Origin of the sequence: Sutcliffiella cohnii (assembly GCF_002250055.1) — a bacterium.
Lineage (GTDB): Bacteria > Bacillota > Bacilli > Bacillales > Bacillaceae_I > Sutcliffiella > Sutcliffiella cohnii.
In genome coordinates this window covers 1,306,154-1,323,581 of record NZ_CP018866.1, presented here as the reverse complement: position 1 = coordinate 1,323,581, position 17,428 = coordinate 1,306,154, and the positions used below count along the sequence as shown (strand labels likewise).

Sequence of the window (17,428 nt, the reverse complement as noted above, 5' to 3'; positions counted from 1 at the left end):
CAGAGTGCGGAAAGAAACATAGATTTTGTTCCCCACCAGGAATAGTGAGAAGATGAATCTTATTCTTTTTTTATAAGAGATAAAAAGTTTTTGTTTCCGTTATAGGGTAGCCTTATTCCAAGTATTCGTCCCTATTACTTTTTGAAAGGTGAGAACCCCTTTTACTACCACAAAAAAGCACCTACTTTGCTCCGTTAAGAAGAAAAGTGGTACTTTTTGGAAGTTTTTTCTGTTAGGATGGAAAAAAATATGTGAGCGAGGGACAGTCCCTCCGTCCTCATTAAATTTTATAAGTGTTTAGTATTGCCCTGGACAAAATGTCAACGCCGTTTTGTAGGGCTTCTTTGTTAAAGGTCATGTACGGGTGATGAAGGCCTGGTGTTAGGTCACAGCCTAGTCCGAGCATCGTAGCTTTTAATGAAGGCTTCTTAATCGTGTAAAAATGAAAATCATCTCCACCTGGTGTAACTAGTGATGGCATCGTATTTTCTTCACCTAGTGTTTCAGAGATTGCCTTTTTCATAATAGAAATTGCTTCCTCATTCGTTTCGGCTGCAGGGAGCCCGTTTTCGCTCGTAATTTTAATCTCTACATCGTACAATTCTTGAATGGAGTGAAAGATGTTTTTCACTTTTCTTTCTAATTGTTCGATTAACTCATTCGATTGCGCTCTTAAATCAAGAGCGAACGATGCGTTTCCCGGGATGATGTTCGTACTTTTACCACCTGCATGAAAATTTGTCATTTTAACCGAATGTGGAACACGTGGATCTAAATGAATTTGGCTGATCATGTTTACAATTTGTGCCCCGATTTCAATTGCATTATGATTTAAATGAGGTCTTGCGCCATGGGCATCGCCATCACCTTTAATGGTAGCACTATACATTTTAGATGCACCATGCACAATGACAGGTGATGCTTGCCCCATTTTCAGTTCTTGTTCCGGACGCAAGTGAACACCAAACAAATAATCAACATCTGCCACTACTTGTTTTTCTATCATTTGAAGTGCACCAGTTCCCGTTTCTTCTGCTGGTTGAAAAATAAACTTAATCGCCACTTTATCCTTTAACTCTAGTTCTTGTTCCAGTTTCCATAATACACCTAAAACGATGGCCATATGCGCATCATGGCCACATGAATGATTAGCTTGAAATTCACCATTTACTTCTTGCCATAACGCATCAATATCTGCTCGTACACCAACTACCGGTAAATCGCTATTAAAATTTCCATATTCTCCAATTACTCCAGTACAATCGTCAAAAACCGTAACTTTACACCCACTGTTTTCTAACAAACTCTTAATATAGTTCGTTGTTTCTTTTTCTTCCCAGCTTATTTCTGGATGTTTATGAAGGTAGTCAAATGTTTCTTGTACTCGTTGTTCTAACGTATTCCCCATTAATTTTCTCCGTCCTTTATAAAATATTTGTAGGTTGGTTGTATTTTTCCATGTCCCTCCATTCTTTTAATCACTTCAAATAACATCGAATTCATAAAAGAGATCGTAACAGGTCCTTTGTTCAATAACGTTTTATGATCACTCGTAAATAATGATATGACGATATCTGCAAATTCCGTTATCGGTGATGTCCATGAATCTGTAATGGCGACAATTTTAATTCCTTTACTCTTCGCTGCCTCTGCAATTCGAATTGTATCTAATGCGTAACGATAAAATGAAAAAATAATGAGACAAGAATTTTCAGGAAGGAAATCTAGTAGATCAGCGTCATTTTCAGGTCGATAAAGGTCAGCATTGCCTTTTACTAAATTCAAATTATAGGAAAACCAATGTGCGAATGAAAAGGAATGATAATATCCTACGACTAATATTTTTTCACTGTCGATGATTAGCTCAATCGCTTCCCCCATAGCCGCTTCGTCTATACGGTCGATATTTTGTTTTAATAAAGAAAGATCATCCAACATGCTATGAAGAAATTTTTTAGATTCTATATTTTCGGTTTCTTTTTGATGATATGCATCTCTACTTAAATTTAATAAATTTTCACGAACTTCTTTTTGTAAGTCACTATATCCCGAATAGCCTATTTGGTTACAAAACCGAATAACCATCGTTTCACTAACCCCGATTATACTTCCTACTTTTTTAGCTGGATGCGTGGCAAATACCATTGGATCCTCTAATAAATGGTTTGCTACTTTTTTTAACCCTTTTGTAAGGAACGGTAATTTTTCTTTTGTTTTATCGGCATAATAATATTTCATTTTTTCACCTTTTCGAAGTTTTCACAATATTTTATATTGATTTAAAGTATAGACTTCATAATAATTATTTTCAAGTTTTATAGAAATATTTTTAGACAATCAGGGAGGGAAACATTATGAGTGAACCACCAAAGTTAAATGAGGAAAAAGTAGTAGTACAACAGAAGAAAAAAAGGGAATTACCTGATGCCTATGTTATTTTATTTGGCATTTTAGTTATCGCAGCACTACTTACTTATATTATTCCAGCGGGGGCGTTTGAACGAGAAACTGCAGATAATGGGATATCAGTAATTGTTCCAAATAGTTATGAGACGATTGATCAACAGCCTGCTAGTTTAATAGCTATCTTCCGGTCCATTCAGGAAGGGATGATTGGTGGCGCACCGTTAATTTTTCTAGTATTGATTATTGGTGGAACGTTCCGAGTAATTGAAAGTACTGGAGCGATTGACACTTTAATTATGAAAACAATTCATAAAACGAAAAACAAAGAATGGCTTTTAATTATTATCGTTGCAACATTATTCTCTGTTTTTGGAGGATTAGGAATTATCGTTAATGCTGTTATCGCCTTTATTCCAATTGGGATTATTTTAGCAAGAGCGATGAAAATGGATGCGATTGTCGGTGTCTCTATTATCTACTTAGGAGCCTATGCTGGTTTTGCAATCGGATTTTTAGATCCTTTAACAACTGGGTTTGCACAGCAAATTGCACAGCTTCCATTATTCTCAGGAATTGGGTTGCGAATGGTTATTTATATTACGGTACTTGCTGGAACACTTGCGTATGTACTCTGGTATGCTAATCGAGTGAAGAAAAATCCAGAGAATAGTATTTTAGGTGAAAATCGTTTTCCTAAACTTGATGAAAAAAGTATGGAAGCCGTATCTAGCGTTTTAACTTCAACACATAAGCTTGTAATTGCTTTACTAGTCATCGGTATCGGTACATATGTATATGGTGTGTTCCAACTGAACTGGTCTACAAATGAAATGGCTGCTATTTTTATTATGATTGCTGCAGGTACAGCGATTCTTAGTAAGATGGGTGCCAATAAAATGGTATCTGAATTTATGAATGGTGCTAAAGCTGTTGTTTACGGTGCATTAATTATCGGGATGGCAAGATCGATTGTTGTTATTTTAGAAAACGGAATGGTTTTAGATACAGTTGTACACGGAATGGCTATTATGTTAGAACCATTTTCTAGTACGATGGGTGCGATTGCTATGTTAATCGGAAATGGATTATTTAATCTAATCGTTTCTTCAGGAAGTGGGCAAGCTGCAATCGTCATGCCAATTATGACACCACTTGCGGATATTATGGACATTCCTCGTCAAGTAGTTGTTCAAGCTTATACGATGGGAGATGGGTTTACTAATATTATCACCCCCCTATCTGGTGTGCTGATGGCTAACTTAGCAATTGCAGGGATTCCTTGGACGAAATGGATTAAGTTCGCTATTCCACTTGTGTTAATTTGGTATGTGATTGGGATTATCTTTATCGTTATTGCGATGATGATAAATTGGGGGCCAATGTAATAGTTTAAGAGTTAAAGGAGAATGGAGAGATATTTTTGAAAATAGATGAAATTATTGTTTATAAAATAAATATGCGTATGAAAAATCCTTTTACAACGAGTTTTGGAACCGAACATGATCGTCTTTTTCTTTTAGTAGAAGTAAAAAATGAAGATGGGTTATCAGGTTGGGGCGAGTGTACAGCATCGGAAAGCCCGTTATATATCGAAGAGTTTACAGAATCTAGTTGGATTATGCTGAATAAGTTCCTCATCCCTATGATTCTAAAAAAAGATATAGAACATCCTGATGAAGTACATGAACTGTTTTCCGTTTTTAAACGAAACCATTTAGCGAAGTCGGCTATTGAAGGTGCTGTATGGGATTTATATGCAAAATCAAAAGGTATTTCTCTATCAGAAGCACTTGGGGGCGTGAAGTCTTCGATTGAAGTCGGAATTAGCCTCGGAATTGAAGAGTATATCGAGACTCTTTTAGAAAATATTCGAGAGAAAACCGAAGAAGGTTATAAGCGAATTAAAGTGAAAATCAAGCCTGGAAAAGATGTAGAAGTTATCGACAAAGTCCGTGAACATTTCCCTGACATACCATTAATGGTGGATGCGAATTCGGCTTATACACTGGACGATATCGAGACATTAAAGAAGTTAGATCCGTACAATTTAATGATGATTGAACAACCTTTAGCCGCTGGTGATTTAATTGACCATGCGAAACTACAAAAAGAAATAAAAACACCTATTTGCTTAGATGAAAGTATTCATTGTTACGATGATGCAAGAAAAGCAATCGAACTCGGTAGTGGACGCATTATAAATTTGAAGATTGGTAGAGTTGGCGGCTTATCCGAAGCAAAGCGAATTCATGACTTGTGCGTTCAAGAAAATATCGCGATGTGGTGTGGAGGCATGCTAGAATCTGGAGTCGGGCGAGCTCATAACATCGCGATTACTAGTCTAGCAAACTTTACACTTCCTGGTGACACCGCAGCTTCCTCTCGATATTGGGAGAAAGATATTATCGAACCAGAAGTAACCGTTCAGGATGGAATTTTGCAAGTACCGACGAAACCAGGGATTGGTTATGACGTGAATCGGGATGAATTGCTGAAACATACAGTTGAGGTTAAGACGTTTCGTTAATTGCAAGCAATTTTTGTAAGGGGTGAGTGACTCACCCCTTTTTTATTAGCTACGTTTTGCTGGCTGATTACATTTTCTAGGAAATAATAATTGATTAATGCTCTTGTCCCTTTGATTAAAATTTGGTTTTCTTGACAGGTGGTCTAATTTACTTATCAAGTTGTAAAGTTTTCTTAACAGGCTGTTTGATTTACTTAACAAATTACGAAATTTTCTTAACAGATCTTTTGATTTACTTAACAAGCTGCGAAATTTTCTTAACAGATCCTCTGATTTACTTAACAAGTTGCGGAATTTTCTTAACAGGTTATTTTATATATTTAACTTTGTGATATTTTTACTTAACAGAGGGCTACATTATGCCTTTCTTTGTATAGCATTTATGATTTAACATCCAATCCCTTCTTTAAATAATAATGCGTAAAATCTCTACCTACATTATCTATGCTACCAAACACTTCATATCCATTCTTTTTATAAAACTCTAACGCCTGAAAGCTCAACGTATCTACTTTTATGAAATCACATTTTTTATCTACAGCAATTTTCTCTAACTCTAATAATAATTTAGTCCCATACCCAGAGTGTCGAATATCCTCATCTAAAAAGAATGTATAAATTTCCAACCAATTCCAACATACTGCGCTTAGGATTCCACCACGAACGTTGCCGTTTTCATCCTTAAGGATAAGATTGATTTCTTCATATCTACCTCCCAAATCTTCTGGAAAGTGTTTTAAATTGAACTTGTAAAGTTCGTCGTCAATATATTGCTTATCATTTTTATTTGATTCTCTACTTATATGTAGTGTCATTTTAAGTCTCCCTTACTATTTAAATAACTCCATACCTACCTCAAGGAAAAGAAGTTACTAAAATCATTTCCGTGTGGACTTGACGACAAACCTATCCCCTATTCCACACTCTTTAATTGTAATAGTTTTAAAAAATTGCGGTCTCTCTCTTCGATTCGTTCCAATACAGTGTCCGGATTGTATTCATAAAGTCCTTTTCCAGATTTCACTCCCAACTGTCCATTCGCAACCATATTATTAATTACATCTGGAGCTGATTTCCGATCATCGAGGTTTGGACATAGTTGATCTAAGACTCTCTGCCACGTATCTAAACCTCCAAAATCGGTAGTTTCTATCGGACCGACAAAAGCCCACCTAAACCCTGGCCCATGTGTAATAGCTAAATCTATATCCTCAATTGAAGCAACTCCCCGTTCAACTAAAGAAAATGCTTCTCGGACAACGGCGGCTTGTAGTCGATTTGCAATGAACCCAGGTATTTCTTTTTGTAAAATAACAGGTGTCTTCCCCGCTTCTTTTAAAAGTTGAACCGTTTCGTCTATTACGTGTTTGGCAGTTATATCTTGTTTCACAACCTCCACAAGTGGAACAATTTGCCCAGGATTAAAGAAATGTGTAATGATCATCCGGTTCTTTTTTTGGGCATTGGCAGTCAACGTCGATAATGGAAAAGTCGATGTATTCGAGGCAATAATCGTCTCTGGTTTACAAATGGATTCAATTTGTTCGTATAATGCTTGTTTTAATTCTAATATTTCTGGAACTACCTCCGTAATGAAATCGCTTTCTCTGACAGCATCCTCTAAATCTGTTGTTGTTCTAATTCTATTAACTATTTCATCTATATCATTATACGCAATCATTCCTATTTCAAAGAACGATTCCAAACTTTTTCTAATAGCTTTAAGAGCATTTTCTAATGCATGTTTTTGGGTATCATACAAAACAACATTATGTCCTGCAGTAGCATAAACTTGTGCGATTCCATGGCCCATTACCCCGGCTCCAATAACGGTAATTTGTTTCATGATTGAACCTCCTCAATAATTGATTGAATACATGGTCTTTCAGATTGTTATATTTACAACTTATAAAGTTCTTACTTTTGGATATCTTTGTTACACACTGTTAACCAAAGTACCCACCCCCCTTCAACATCCTCCTATTATCCATTCTAATACATTTACTAGATAGCTAGAATGTTTTCGTGGTTTATTTTATAAAATTTTCTGGGAAGTCTAAAAATAAAGCAACTAACTAGCGTGCAAACCTATGTGACTTTGTTGAACTGGAAAAAAATGTGAGGACAAGGGACCTGTCCCTCTGTCCCATTTGTGATAAAATATAGGCATGAATATTTTACCAATGTAGGATTGATGAGGTGTATGTTAGATGAAGGAAAATTTCTCTGTTCTGTTAGCGAATTATTTACGGGCTCGATTTTCTTTTTTGTCGATAACGACTTGGGAAGAGGATCGTCTTATTCGTGATATTAAAGAGGTTTGTTATAATCCTGAGTTAATTAAAACGACACGTAAAGTGTATACGTGGAGTGTAACGGAAGGGTTAGTTGATGAGGATGGGAAAGGAAAGCATAATACGAAGCAACCCCTACCTGCTCTTGATCAGATTGAAAAAACGGAAGAGCCTTCTGTATTTATTTTGAAAGATTTTCATATTTATTTAGGTGGGGAAAATAGAAATCCTGACTTTAATATTGTTCGCCGTATTAGAGATCTTGTATCTGTGTTGGTGAACAGTCCTGTACCGAAAAACGTTATTTTTGTCGCACCTACTTTCTCTATTCCTTTAGAATTGCAAAAAGATATTATAATTGTGGATTATGGATTGCCTACATATGATGAAATAAAAAAAGTGTTACACCAAATGATTGAGGTTAATAAAAATAACTCTCGAATTCAGATCAACTTAAACGATGAAGAAGAAGAAAAGCTTATTAAAGCAGCATTAGGCCTTACGATACAAGAAGCAGAAAATGCATTCGCATTGTCGATGGTTCATGATGGCAAACTAGATATTAATACAGTTGGTCATGTGCTTGCTGAAAAGCAACAAATTATTAAAAAGAACGGTTTACTAGAGTACATTCCGCAAGATCCGAGTATGGAAGATATCGGTGGATTGGAAAACATAAAGCGTTGGTTAAGAAAACGTGACAATTCCTGGTTAGAATCTGCTAGTGAATACGGTCTTCCCGCTCCTAAAGGCTTGTTAATTACGGGAGTACCTGGTTGTGGGAAAAGTTTAATTGCTAAGTCTGTTAGTTCCTTATGGAAGCTACCCCTTTTAAAACTAGATATGGGGAAAATTTTCAGTGGATTAGTAGGTAGCAGTGAAGAAAATATGCGGAAAGCGATTGAAACGGCAGAAGCGATCTCCCCTTCTATACTTTGGATTGATGAAATTGAAAAAGGGTTAGGTGGTACGAATTCTAGTGGTGATAGTGGTACTTCTACACGTATTTTCGGTACGTTACTAACGTGGATGCAAGAAAAAACGAAGCCTGTTTTCTTAGTTGCCACCGCAAATAATATTCGAGCATTACCTCCTGAGTTACTTAGAAAAGGTCGCTTCGATGAAATTTTCTTTGTCGATCTTCCTACTCATAAAGAACGAAAAGAAATTTTTAAAATTCACATTGAGAAACGTTTAAAATCTGATAAAGTAAAAGGAAATTTCCAGCTTAGAGATGAAACATACGAAAAACTAGCCAACGTTTCGGAAGGTTTCATCGGAGCAGAAATTGAGCAAGCTGTTATTTCTGGACTGTTCGAAGCATATTCGGAAAAGCGCTCTATTAATGAAGAAGATATTTTAAAGGCGATTGAAAGAACCGTTCCATTGTCGATTACTCAATCGGAGCAAATCCGTTCCATTCGGGAATGGGCAAATGTTCGAGCTGTTGCTGCGACTCTTCAAGATGATCGAGCAGATTATAGCCATGTTGTGGAACAGGAAGAACCGAAAGAAATACCTGGAGATGAAGACATTTACCGTTCCCGTGGAGGAAGAACGTTAGATTTTTAATAGGAAAGCGAGGGTTATGTTATGAGTTTATCTGTTGTCCTAGTTCCGCTTGCGCTAGGTGCTGCAAGTTCGGCTGTTAGTTTTGCACTAAGAGAAAAAGTGGAAGAAGGAGTTTTGTACAAAATCGAGACTAATATGAAGGATGAAATTTTGCTAGAAGAATCATTAAAAAGCTTTGGCTGTAACGTAGATCTCAATGAAGAATCTTTTCATTCTTCCATCGGGGACATTCAAATGGCATTCCAACAACAAGAAAATGGTACGTTTAGTGGGATTTTTAATGAAAGTGTGTCAACAGAAGAAGCACAAGAATTTTTACAAGACGTGCAAAAAGAGTATGTACGACTCGTCCAAAACCGCACTTATGAAAAATTAATTGCCCGCGCTAGACAGGAAGGGTTAATTTTAGAGCATGAAAATACGACGGATGATAACACTATTCAGTTGACTTTTCAAGTAAAGGAGAAGCTCTACAATGAGTAAAAAAATAAAGTTTGAAATTACCCCAACTGGAGAAATTCGTGTGAAAACGATTGGGATGAAGGGCGAAGAATGCCTTAATTACGTCGAATTGATTGAAAGATTAGCCGATGCTACAACGGTTGATTCAAGCTTTACAGAAGAGTATTATGAGACTAAAGTAGAACAACAGGAAAATGTTCACAAACGTAGTCATCTAAAGAGGGAGTAGATAAATATGGATCCAATTACCCCTTTTGGACGGAAGTGGGAATATAGACATTCGATGTGGATGAATTGGTTATTTGGCCCATTTTTGCTTACAGGATTTATTAGTTTTATATATATAGGAATTCGTGCAAACAAGAAAAAATGGCTTTTCTATGGAGCAATTTATTTTATTTTAATGGCGCAATACTTCTTTTATTTTTCAAGCTATGATATCAACTCTACGACATTCGATATTTCGATAATGCTCGTGCTTGGTGGTTGGGTCTTTGCGTGGGTACACGCTTTCCAAGCAAGAAGAGAGTATTTACGTATTTTAGCAGTAAGAATTATGAATGATCCTTTACAACCAACACCACCATATCGGGTGAAGACACATTATCCTTTTCCGACAGAAGAACAGCCGCTTACTAACATTAAAAATGTAAAAAAAGTTAAGGCGGAACTTCCAGTAGCGGATAAAAAAGTCCCTTTTACTTTTAATGTTAATAAAGCTAGTTTACAAGAAATTGCTTCACACCCTTACATCGGAAATATTTTAGCGAGACAAATTGTTCAAATTCGTGAAAGAGTCGGAGCGTTTCAATCTCTTGAACATTTAATTGAGGAAACGAATATGAAGCCACACATTATCGCAAAAGCAAAACCGTATATAACGTTTGGGAATGTAAAAAAGCAAGCTCCTACATCTGCTGAACCTAGTAACGACGAAGAACAAAACAAACCTAATTCTTCTCCATCTAGAAAGAAGGAGTCCATTTCAGGAAGGATTGTCGATTACTAATGGAAGTTATTTTACATCGTTTTTTGCCGTACACAACTTCCGAAGGGCCTGGGAAAAGAGCATGTATATGGGTACAAGGCTGTCCGATTCATTGTAAAGGATGTGGTGTTCCTTGGACGTGGAATCCGAACAAAGGAACACCTACTTCTGTGGAACTTTTATGGGAAGAAATTTTGAAAAGTAAGCATGAGCACGATATTGAAGGGATTACCCTTTTAGGTGGAGAGCCGTTTGAACAAGCTGAAGCGTTAAGTGTATTAGCAAAACGAGCGCAAGCGGCCAGTTTATCTGTTATGACATTTAGCGGCTACTATAAAGAGCAGTTAACGGAAATGAATAAGCCTGGCTGGGAAGATTTATTAAGTGCAACCGACCTGTTTATTGACGGACCGTTCGAAATCGATAAGCCCGATAAGGACCGACCGTGGATTGGTTCCACAAATCAACGCATCCACTTTTTAACGGACAGATACAAGTCTATTGAAAATAGTCTCAAAGCCATACCAAATCGCCTTGAATTTTACATCAAAAGCGACGGCACTATCGAAGCAAACGGTATGGTTCCCTCCGAAACATGGAAACGCATCCTCAACGATCTATAGTGGACGGAGGGACAGGATTATAAACCTGTCCCTCTGTCCTTTGTTAATTTTCCACTAATATTTGCGTTACGACCTTTAGAATGGCTATGGCGCTCTTTAACTTATGGGACATTTTCAACTATTCGCTTGGATAAAGATATGTCACAACATCTTATCTCTTCACTTCCAATACATCGAGTTGTTCGAATTCTTTTCAAACCAAATTCGTTGAAAATTCGGCCAGCCTAGACCTGATATTGCGATTCCGTTTAAGTAGCTTCGGAACGTCTGCTTTTCGCTCGTATGGTACGTAAAAATGAGTAGTTTATGTTCAACCAATTGCGTCTCAATTGACCTAATACGTGCTAATAGTGTAGATTCTTCCTTCGTTTCCATTGCCATGATTTGAGCATACTCCGAATCTAGCATCGCTTTCCAGTCACTGGATATGTAATTTCGAAGTACACTATTTTGGCCATAATAAAAAACGAGAAGACTTGAGAATAAATTGTTCTCAAACGTTTCGCCTGTGTAAAATGCATCAAACGTTAGGAGAGAATCTACATCATAAATAGTAGATAATTCAACCGGTATTACTTCCACTATTACACCCTTTTCCTTTGCTCGAGTCTTCACCCATTCTATATCCGCCACTAGGGACGGAAAGTTTAACACACCAATCGTAATCCTCATTTCCGTTAAAAGGACGTTATGTAAATGGGGAGAGGTATTACGATTTCTTTCTGTCGGGACAATCCCATATGCTGGTGAATGACGGGATCCACCTAGCTCAACTGTCATCCGCTCTTTGATCTACAAGTGCATAAAGAACTTCTCTATTTTCTCTATTTTGAAGAGGGCCAACCTTCTGTAAGTTTACAAGTAAGAAGTTGCTTCCTTTCTCTATAAATTCAATGCTCGAAGATGTATCAAAATCCGCTTTTTTCTCCAACGTATCGAGCATATGTATATCCATCTCCGTTTTCAAAAGCTCTACTTTATCTAGGAAGGGACGTCCTTGAAAGTAAGCTAGATTTGCCTCTAACCGGACTATGTTTTCATTTCTCATTTCTACTTTAAAAGGCCCTGTACCAATCGGACTTTCTTCTATAAAACCAATGTCATATGGAAGAATGGAGGCATAAAATGAACCTATATGATGCAAAAATTGATAGGTTGGCTGTGAGAATGTTATTTCTAAGACAAGCTCATTTATTTCTTTTATCTCAAGTATATGCTGGAAAAAGTACGGATAATTTCCTGACCCATCTTTTAATCGAGAAAAAGTATAGATAACGTCCTTTGCACATAAAGTTCTGCCGTTGTGAAACACGATTCCTTTTTGTATATAAAAGATCCACCTTTTCCCATCGTCCTTCACTTTCCATCCGTACACTAAATGTGGTTCAAACGTTTGATTTTTCTCATGATAGATTACTAACGGATCAAATATTTGTGTAACGAGATGGGCTTCATCTGCAGTAGAAACGAGACTCGGATCCAAAGTATAAATTTCCTGTTTTAATGGAAGTCGTAACATATCATTACGTCCACTACTATCTTGTTTATAACCAAAGTAATTCTTCAAATAGAGGGTTAGTTCTTCTCGGATACTTGTAGGCAAGTTCGTATGATGAATATAATCGAGACACGCTTGAATATTCTGCTTATCTATTAATTCCTTTAATCGTGTTAAGGCGCTATCTCTAAGAGAAAGATGAAAACTTAACGTCGCCTTCCTCCCTCTTCCTCTCCTACTTTTCCACGTAATCCATTGTTCTTGTTCCATCCTTTTTAATAGAAGCTGTGCGTTCCTAAACGTACAAGACAATATTGAGGAAATTTCCTCTGTCATCGCCTCTACCATTTCTCCTTCTTTCACTTGTGAGAAGGCACTTCTTAACAATACGTAATGCTCTATTAGCTTCATGTTTCCTCCAAAATATGAAAAGAATTTATTTTAATTTCGCTTTTTTGCTAGTTTTTATCATGTTATTTTCAACTTATAAAAGGTTTAAACCTTCATGCGTATAGAGAATGTTATATACCTTTATTAAAAAGTTTGCTGAGTCGCGATTAGCGGCGGTTATCTAATGTATAGGAAAAGGGGCTGAACTCCGAATGAAGTTTCAACAATTACATCCAAATATAAAAATTCGTGTCGTTACGGATTTTATCACCGATATAGCTGCCATGAGTATCATTCCTTTTATGGCGATCTATTTTGCGGAGCGAATTGGACCATCTATTACAGGTACATTATTAATCCTTAATGTTCTCGTATCTCTTCTTGTCGGTTTTTACGCAGGCCATTTATCGGACTACATTGGCCGAAAAAAAATAATGGTGACCGCACAATTCCTACAAGTGTTCTCGTTTATTTTCATGGCGATTGCTAACTCACCTTGGTTGGAGAGTGCATGGGTAACATTTGCTATGTTTCTATTAAGTAGCATAAGTATCGGGATGATGAACCCAGCGGCAGAAGCGATGATTGTCGATGCGAGCACAAAAGAGACCCGCCCTTATATTTATAATATCATGTACTGGTCTGGAAACATTGCCATTGCTATCGGTGCTGTACTTGGAGGTTTATTTTTTAAACATTATAAATTTGCTTTACTGATAGGCTTCTCTATCTTCAGTATCATTACCCTATTCGTCATCCTGTTCATGGTTCATGAAGTACCGGTAAAAAGAGAAATTGCTAAAAAAACAATCAGCTTCACTTCTATGCTCACAAGCTATATAAAGATTTTAAAAGATTTTCGTTTCCTTCTTTTCAGTGCTGGTTCTATTCTTATATTAACACTAGAATTTCAGTTAGATAAATATATAGCTGTTCGTTTACAATCGGAGTTTTTCATGAGCTTCGCTTCCATCTCACTGGACGGCTTAAGGATGGTCAGTATCATCATTATTATTAATACAGCTCTAGTCGTTATGTTAGGGCTGAAGACAGAAAAGCTATTTTCCCGTTTTAAGAACGAATCCATTCTTCAAAACGGTATCATCATTTATGCCATTGGTTTTGCTATTTTAGCCTTTAGCAAATCACCATACGTTCTCATTATGGCAACTGTCCTTTTTACATTTGGGGAATTACTCACAGTACCGATTCGCCAAACGATGCTAGCAACTCTCATAAAGGATGATGCTAAAGGGGCTTACATGGCGATGAATGGTTTAACGTATCATATCGCTATGCTTGGGGGAGGCTTAGGATTAATCATTGGGCATTATGTATCTTCTTATATCATGGGGATCATTTTCTTTGGAGTAGGAGTTGCTGGTTTGATTTTCATTCAGCTTGCTCTGTTGCCTGGAGGTATTAGATTACGAAAGGTATCATAATAGGGAAAGTGGCATTAACTTAATTATTGGAGATTATACACTAGCTGCTGAGTACTAGCATGTATAGGGGTCCGTTACATAAGCAATCGTTTTAGGAGCAATACGAACCGTGTTATATTTACAAGGCATACCTAATACTATATTTAAATCGTTATAAAGCTAATGAACAATCTAAATATAGTATTGATGAGCCTCAACAATGAAATTACTTGTATTAGTTCATATAAATTAAAAAGAACCAGCCAAATGAGCTGGTTCTTTATGTTTATTCTACACTCTCTTCAAAGTACATTTGTTGAGGCACGTTTTGCTTACTTGCTCTTTGCGGTTGCTTTGGCGTTTGGTTGTCAAAGCGAGCATAATCATAAATGGCCGTCCCGACGATTTCCGCTACATCTTGAAGTTTTTCTTTGCTAATTTTATCAATCGTGTCTTGCGGTGTATGGTACCAAGGCTCTAATGGACTATGAATAAACAACGCTGCTGGAATGCCTGCCTCTCCAAATGGAACGTGGTCACTGCTTCCTCCGCGTCCAAATCTTGTCGGCTCACCATTTAGACGTAAGCTTGATGCTTGGGATAATTCTGTTACTAAATTCGGTTGCCCGTCAATTGTATTCATGACAAGGCTTCCTGCGTCGCGGCTACCGACCATGTCAAGATTGAAGTTCGCCACAATACGGTCCAGTTCTTCTTGGGGTAGATCTCGTACATAGTGTCTCGACCCAAGTAATCCCAATTCTTCCGCACCAAATGTAATGAAACGGATTTCTGTATCAGTTGGTAAATTTTTAAATACTCTTGCTAACTCAAGTACCATTGCTGTACCAGAAGCGTTATCATTTGCACCAGGTGCACCTGGCACTGAATCATGATGAGATGTTAACGTGATTACATTTCCATTGTCCCTGTTTTTATTAGTAGGTAGCTTGGAGGCAATAACATTATGTGATGAACGAAGTCCCGCAGATGCTCCTAAAACTTTTAAAGAAGCTTGTACTGTTTCTCCATTATTAAGCTTTGAAACTAGGTTGTTTCCTTGCGCTTGCGTTATAGAGACAGTAGGTACGAAACGATCGTCAGCTCCACCGAGGGTACCATTTATCGTACCAGCAGCATTATTAAAGATAATAACACCTACTGCACCCTTTTCAGCAGCATTAATTACTTTTTAACCAAAAGGAATAGAACCGCGCTGTACTAGTGCAATTTTTCCAGATAAATCTTTTCCTTCCAACTCATCCGGTGTTGCTAGTCCAACATATTCTAACGGTGCTTGAACATCCCCACTAGGAGTATAGGTGAACGCAAGTGGACTTAGGCTTGTCCCATCTATTAGTAGGTCAACTGTATGCGGTGTTGTGTAACCAAAATATTCAAATTCTTGAATTTCCACGTCATAGCCATACGATTCAAACTGGTCTTTTATATACTGAACTGCTGCAAATTCCTCTGGTGTGGAGGCTACTCTAGGAGTTTGTTGCAAGTAATCAATCATGTTGTAAATGTTATCAACGTTGATTTTATTGATTACCTTATTATCTAACGGATTTTTTACTATTTCGTGTTGAGCGGCCGGTTGTTGTGCAAAAACTGGAACACTTAAAGCTCCTAACGCTAACGATGTAGCAAGTGTGATGGATAATAACTTCTTCGTTTTCATAATAACCCCCTAGGAAAAATTTAGTATTTTTTGATTCTACTAAATTTTATAATAGTTAAAATATTGTAACTAGGGTTATTCCTCCTATTAATACTAGATACATAGCCTTAATTATGGACGGGTTCGTCACCGATGCATAAAAAAGAGAAGAGTAACTTAATCTACTCTCCCTTTCATAACAATTAACTATTCTATAACGTAAAAATAACGCTCTTTAATCTCGATTTGGTAAAAATTGTGTGGACAAGGGACCTGTCCCAGTGTCCATAAATATTCCTTTTAGGTCGCTACCTGAAGGGTTTTGGAATATGCGAAGTCCGAATTCTGGTGCCACGGCGAGGAGATGGTCAAAAATATCGGATTGGATGGATTCATAATTATTCCATTGAATATCGTTCGTAAATGCATAAATTTCAATTGGTAATCCGAATTCGCTTGGAGCGAGCTGTCTTACAATCATCGTCATATTTTGCTCAATACCAGGGTGATTTTTCAAGTAATTATTAATATAGGCTCTAAAGACTCCTATATTGGTAAGAGCACGACCATTCACTCGGTTGTTTCTATTAATCTCGTTTTTAATATTGTATTCCTCTATTTCTTTTTCCTTTTGTTCGATGTACTCGGAAAGATAGTGGATATGTTTAAACTTCTCAATCATCGGTTCATCACAAAAAGCAATACTACCAGTATCGATAAAGATTGACCGTTTAATGCGACGTCCACCTGCATTTTGCATTCCTCTCCAGTTTTTAAAGGAGTCGGAAATTAAAGCGTAACTTGGAATGGTCGTTATTGTCTTATCCCAATTTTGCACCTTTACCGTATTTAAGGAAATATCAATTATATCACCATCGGCCTCATACTTAGGCATTTCAATCCAGTCTCCAACACGTACCATATCGTTTGAAGTTAACTGAATTCCTGCGACAAGTCCTAATAACGAATCCCGAAAGACTAACAAAAGTACAGCTGACAATGCTCCAATCCCGCTTAATAAAATAAGAGGACTTTGTCCGATTAGGTTTGAGATGACTAAAATAACACCTAGAATGACGATCACTATGTTAGCTACTTGTATGTATCCCTTTATCGGTCTCGTCTTCGAAATTTCAAACGTTTGATATATATCATTCAGCGCATTAAATAAGCTAATAATTACTACTAAAGCTACAATAATAATATACGTTACCGCTAGTTTTTGGATAACAGTTTCATAATCAGAAAATGCCGATGCGAAGAAATAAATAATAATCGCCGGAACCACATGAGATATCCTATGAAAAACCTTTCGTTCCAAAAGCATATCGTCCCAGGTGAATTTGTTATTCGTCACAAAGTGTGTAATAACTCTTATTATTATTTTTTTCGTTATAAAATTCGCTATGACAGATATGAGCGCGATAAAAAGTATCATTATTATCATAGTTAAATATTCAGCTATTGTTGGATCCATCCCATAAGATAAAAGCTTCTTATCAATAAATTCCATCTTTTCTCCTCCTTTTCATAATAACTACCTATAACAGTAATAACTAATATACTAGTATAACAAAAATA

At 36.9% G+C, this 17,428-nt stretch carries 15 protein-coding genes and 1 pseudogene; 8 read left to right on the top strand and 8 right to left on the bottom strand.

Going from position 1 to position 17,428, the window contains the following annotated elements:
* Positions 1–280: 280 nt before the first annotated feature.
* Both BC6307_RS06335 and BC6307_RS06330 read right to left on the bottom strand, forming a co-directional pair.
* Entirely contained in the window at positions 281–1,408 is a 1,128-nt protein-coding gene (locus tag BC6307_RS06335; RefSeq protein ID WP_066410658.1) for a M20 peptidase aminoacylase family protein, read from the bottom strand.
* Positions 1,408–2,238: a MurR/RpiR family transcriptional regulator gene (locus BC6307_RS06330; RefSeq protein WP_066410659.1), complete on the bottom strand. Its 831-nt coding sequence runs from the start codon at positions 2,236–2,238 to the stop codon at positions 1,408–1,410. Before BC6307_RS06330 ends, BC6307_RS06335 begins: the two co-directional genes overlap by 1 nt.
* Before the next feature lie 116 nt (positions 2,239–2,354).
* Here BC6307_RS06330 and BC6307_RS06325 point away from each other — a divergent pair, with 116 nt between their 5' ends.
* Positions 2,355–3,791 (top strand): YfcC family protein, encoded by a 1,437-nt coding sequence (locus BC6307_RS06325; protein ID WP_066410660.1) that lies wholly within the window; start codon positions 2,355–2,357, stop codon positions 3,789–3,791.
* Between the two features lie 35 nt (positions 3,792–3,826).
* Positions 3,827–4,933 (top strand): o-succinylbenzoate synthase, encoded by a 1,107-nt coding sequence (menC, locus tag BC6307_RS06320; protein ID WP_066410662.1) that lies wholly within the window; start codon positions 3,827–3,829, stop codon positions 4,931–4,933.
* 380 nt (positions 4,934–5,313) lie between these two features.
* Here the strand turns inward: menC and BC6307_RS06315 are convergent, their stop codons facing one another.
* Positions 5,314–5,748 carry a GNAT family N-acetyltransferase gene (locus BC6307_RS06315; RefSeq protein ID WP_066410663.1) on the bottom strand — a complete coding sequence of 145 codons (435 nt, stop codon included), beginning with the start codon at positions 5,746–5,748 and terminating at the stop codon, positions 5,314–5,316.
* Between the two features lie 98 nt (positions 5,749–5,846).
* Positions 5,847–6,779, bottom strand: coding sequence for a 3-hydroxyacyl-CoA dehydrogenase family protein (locus BC6307_RS06310; RefSeq protein ID WP_174522349.1), 933 nt, complete (start codon positions 6,777–6,779; stop codon positions 5,847–5,849).
* Between the two features lie 364 nt (positions 6,780–7,143).
* Here BC6307_RS06310 and BC6307_RS06305 point away from each other — a divergent pair, with 364 nt between their 5' ends.
* From BC6307_RS06305 to BC6307_RS06285, 5 genes are read left to right on the top strand one after another with little or no spacing between them, the layout of a single operon-like run.
* A complete protein-coding gene (locus tag BC6307_RS06305) occupies positions 7,144–8,799 on the top strand; it encodes an AAA family ATPase (RefSeq protein ID WP_066410666.1) in 1,656 nt (551 codons plus the stop codon).
* A 21-nt stretch (positions 8,800–8,820) separates the two neighbouring features.
* Complete coding sequence (locus tag BC6307_RS06300) at positions 8,821–9,282, top strand: hypothetical protein (RefSeq protein WP_066410668.1); 462 nt, start codon at positions 8,821–8,823, stop codon at positions 9,280–9,282.
* Positions 9,275–9,490: a DUF2997 domain-containing protein gene (locus tag BC6307_RS06295; protein ID WP_066410669.1), complete on the top strand. Its 216-nt coding sequence runs from the start codon at positions 9,275–9,277 to the stop codon at positions 9,488–9,490. The genes BC6307_RS06300 and BC6307_RS06295 overlap by 8 nt, the downstream gene beginning before the upstream one ends.
* Before the next feature lie 6 nt (positions 9,491–9,496).
* Positions 9,497–10,270, top strand: a complete 774-nt coding sequence (locus tag BC6307_RS06290; RefSeq protein WP_066410670.1) for a ComEA family DNA-binding protein — start codon at positions 9,497–9,499, stop codon at positions 10,268–10,270.
* Positions 10,270–10,872 (top strand): 4Fe-4S single cluster domain-containing protein, encoded by a 603-nt coding sequence (locus BC6307_RS06285; RefSeq protein WP_066410671.1) that lies wholly within the window; start codon positions 10,270–10,272, stop codon positions 10,870–10,872. The genes BC6307_RS06290 and BC6307_RS06285 overlap by 1 nt, the downstream gene beginning before the upstream one ends.
* A gap of 159 nt (positions 10,873–11,031) precedes the next feature.
* Here BC6307_RS06285 and BC6307_RS06280 read toward each other — a convergent pair whose 3' ends face one another.
* Together BC6307_RS06280 and BC6307_RS06275 are read right to left on the bottom strand one after the other, a co-directional pair.
* Positions 11,032–11,652: a periplasmic substrate-binding domain-containing protein gene (locus BC6307_RS06280; protein WP_066410673.1), complete on the bottom strand. Its 621-nt coding sequence runs from the start codon at positions 11,650–11,652 to the stop codon at positions 11,032–11,034.
* A complete protein-coding gene (locus tag BC6307_RS06275) occupies positions 11,642–12,781 on the bottom strand; it encodes an ABC transporter substrate-binding protein (protein ID WP_066410676.1) in 1,140 nt (379 codons plus the stop codon). Before BC6307_RS06275 ends, BC6307_RS06280 begins: the two co-directional genes overlap by 11 nt.
* A gap of 191 nt (positions 12,782–12,972) precedes the next feature.
* Here BC6307_RS06275 and BC6307_RS06270 point away from each other — a divergent pair, with 191 nt between their 5' ends.
* Positions 12,973–14,205, top strand: a complete 1,233-nt coding sequence (locus tag BC6307_RS06270; protein WP_066410678.1) for an MDR family MFS transporter — start codon at positions 12,973–12,975, stop codon at positions 14,203–14,205.
* A gap of 265 nt (positions 14,206–14,470) precedes the next feature.
* On the opposite strand, the pseudogene BC6307_RS25695 reads toward BC6307_RS06270, so the two are convergent.
* A pseudogene (locus tag BC6307_RS25695) lies at positions 14,471–15,868 on the bottom strand (M28 family peptidase).
* Between the two features lie 214 nt (positions 15,869–16,082).
* Positions 16,083–17,360, bottom strand: coding sequence for a mechanosensitive ion channel family protein (locus tag BC6307_RS06260; RefSeq protein ID WP_066410680.1), 1,278 nt, complete (start codon positions 17,358–17,360; stop codon positions 16,083–16,085).
* Positions 17,361–17,428: the final 68 nt, after the last annotated feature.

What these genes read in the sequence shown, in the direction of transcription:
- BC6307_RS06270 (WP_066410678.1), top strand. Translation starts at nt 12,973, where the DNA reads ATGAAGTTTCAACAATTACATCCAAATATAAAAATTCGTGTCGTTACG.
- BC6307_RS06325 (WP_066410660.1), top strand. Translation starts at nt 2,355, where the DNA reads ATGAGTGAACCACCAAAGTTAAATGAGGAAAAAGTAGTAGTACAACAG.
- BC6307_RS06300 (WP_066410668.1), top strand. Translation starts at nt 8,821, where the DNA reads ATGAGTTTATCTGTTGTCCTAGTTCCGCTTGCGCTAGGTGCTGCAAGT.
- BC6307_RS06315 (WP_066410663.1), bottom strand. Translation starts at nt 5,748, where the DNA reads ATGACACTACATATAAGTAGAGAATCAAATAAAAATGATAAGCAATAT.
- BC6307_RS06275 (WP_066410676.1), bottom strand. Translation starts at nt 12,781, where the DNA reads ATGAAGCTAATAGAGCATTACGTATTGTTAAGAAGTGCCTTCTCACAA.
- BC6307_RS06330 (WP_066410659.1), bottom strand. Translation starts at nt 2,238, where the DNA reads ATGAAATATTATTATGCCGATAAAACAAAAGAAAAATTACCGTTCCTT.
- BC6307_RS06310 (WP_174522349.1), bottom strand. Translation starts at nt 6,779, where the DNA reads ATGAAACAAATTACCGTTATTGGAGCCGGGGTAATGGGCCATGGAATC.
- BC6307_RS06285 (WP_066410671.1), top strand. Translation starts at nt 10,270, where the DNA reads ATGGAAGTTATTTTACATCGTTTTTTGCCGTACACAACTTCCGAAGGG.
- BC6307_RS06305 (WP_066410666.1), top strand. Translation starts at nt 7,144, where the DNA reads ATGAAGGAAAATTTCTCTGTTCTGTTAGCGAATTATTTACGGGCTCGA.
- BC6307_RS06280 (WP_066410673.1), bottom strand. Translation starts at nt 11,652, where the DNA reads ATGACAGTTGAGCTAGGTGGATCCCGTCATTCACCAGCATATGGGATT.
- BC6307_RS06260 (WP_066410680.1), bottom strand. Translation starts at nt 17,360, where the DNA reads ATGGAATTTATTGATAAGAAGCTTTTATCTTATGGGATGGATCCAACA.
- BC6307_RS06335 (WP_066410658.1), bottom strand. Translation starts at nt 1,408, where the DNA reads ATGGGGAATACGTTAGAACAACGAGTACAAGAAACATTTGACTACCTT.
- BC6307_RS06290 (WP_066410670.1), top strand. Translation starts at nt 9,497, where the DNA reads ATGGATCCAATTACCCCTTTTGGACGGAAGTGGGAATATAGACATTCG.
- BC6307_RS06295 (WP_066410669.1), top strand. Translation starts at nt 9,275, where the DNA reads ATGAGTAAAAAAATAAAGTTTGAAATTACCCCAACTGGAGAAATTCGT.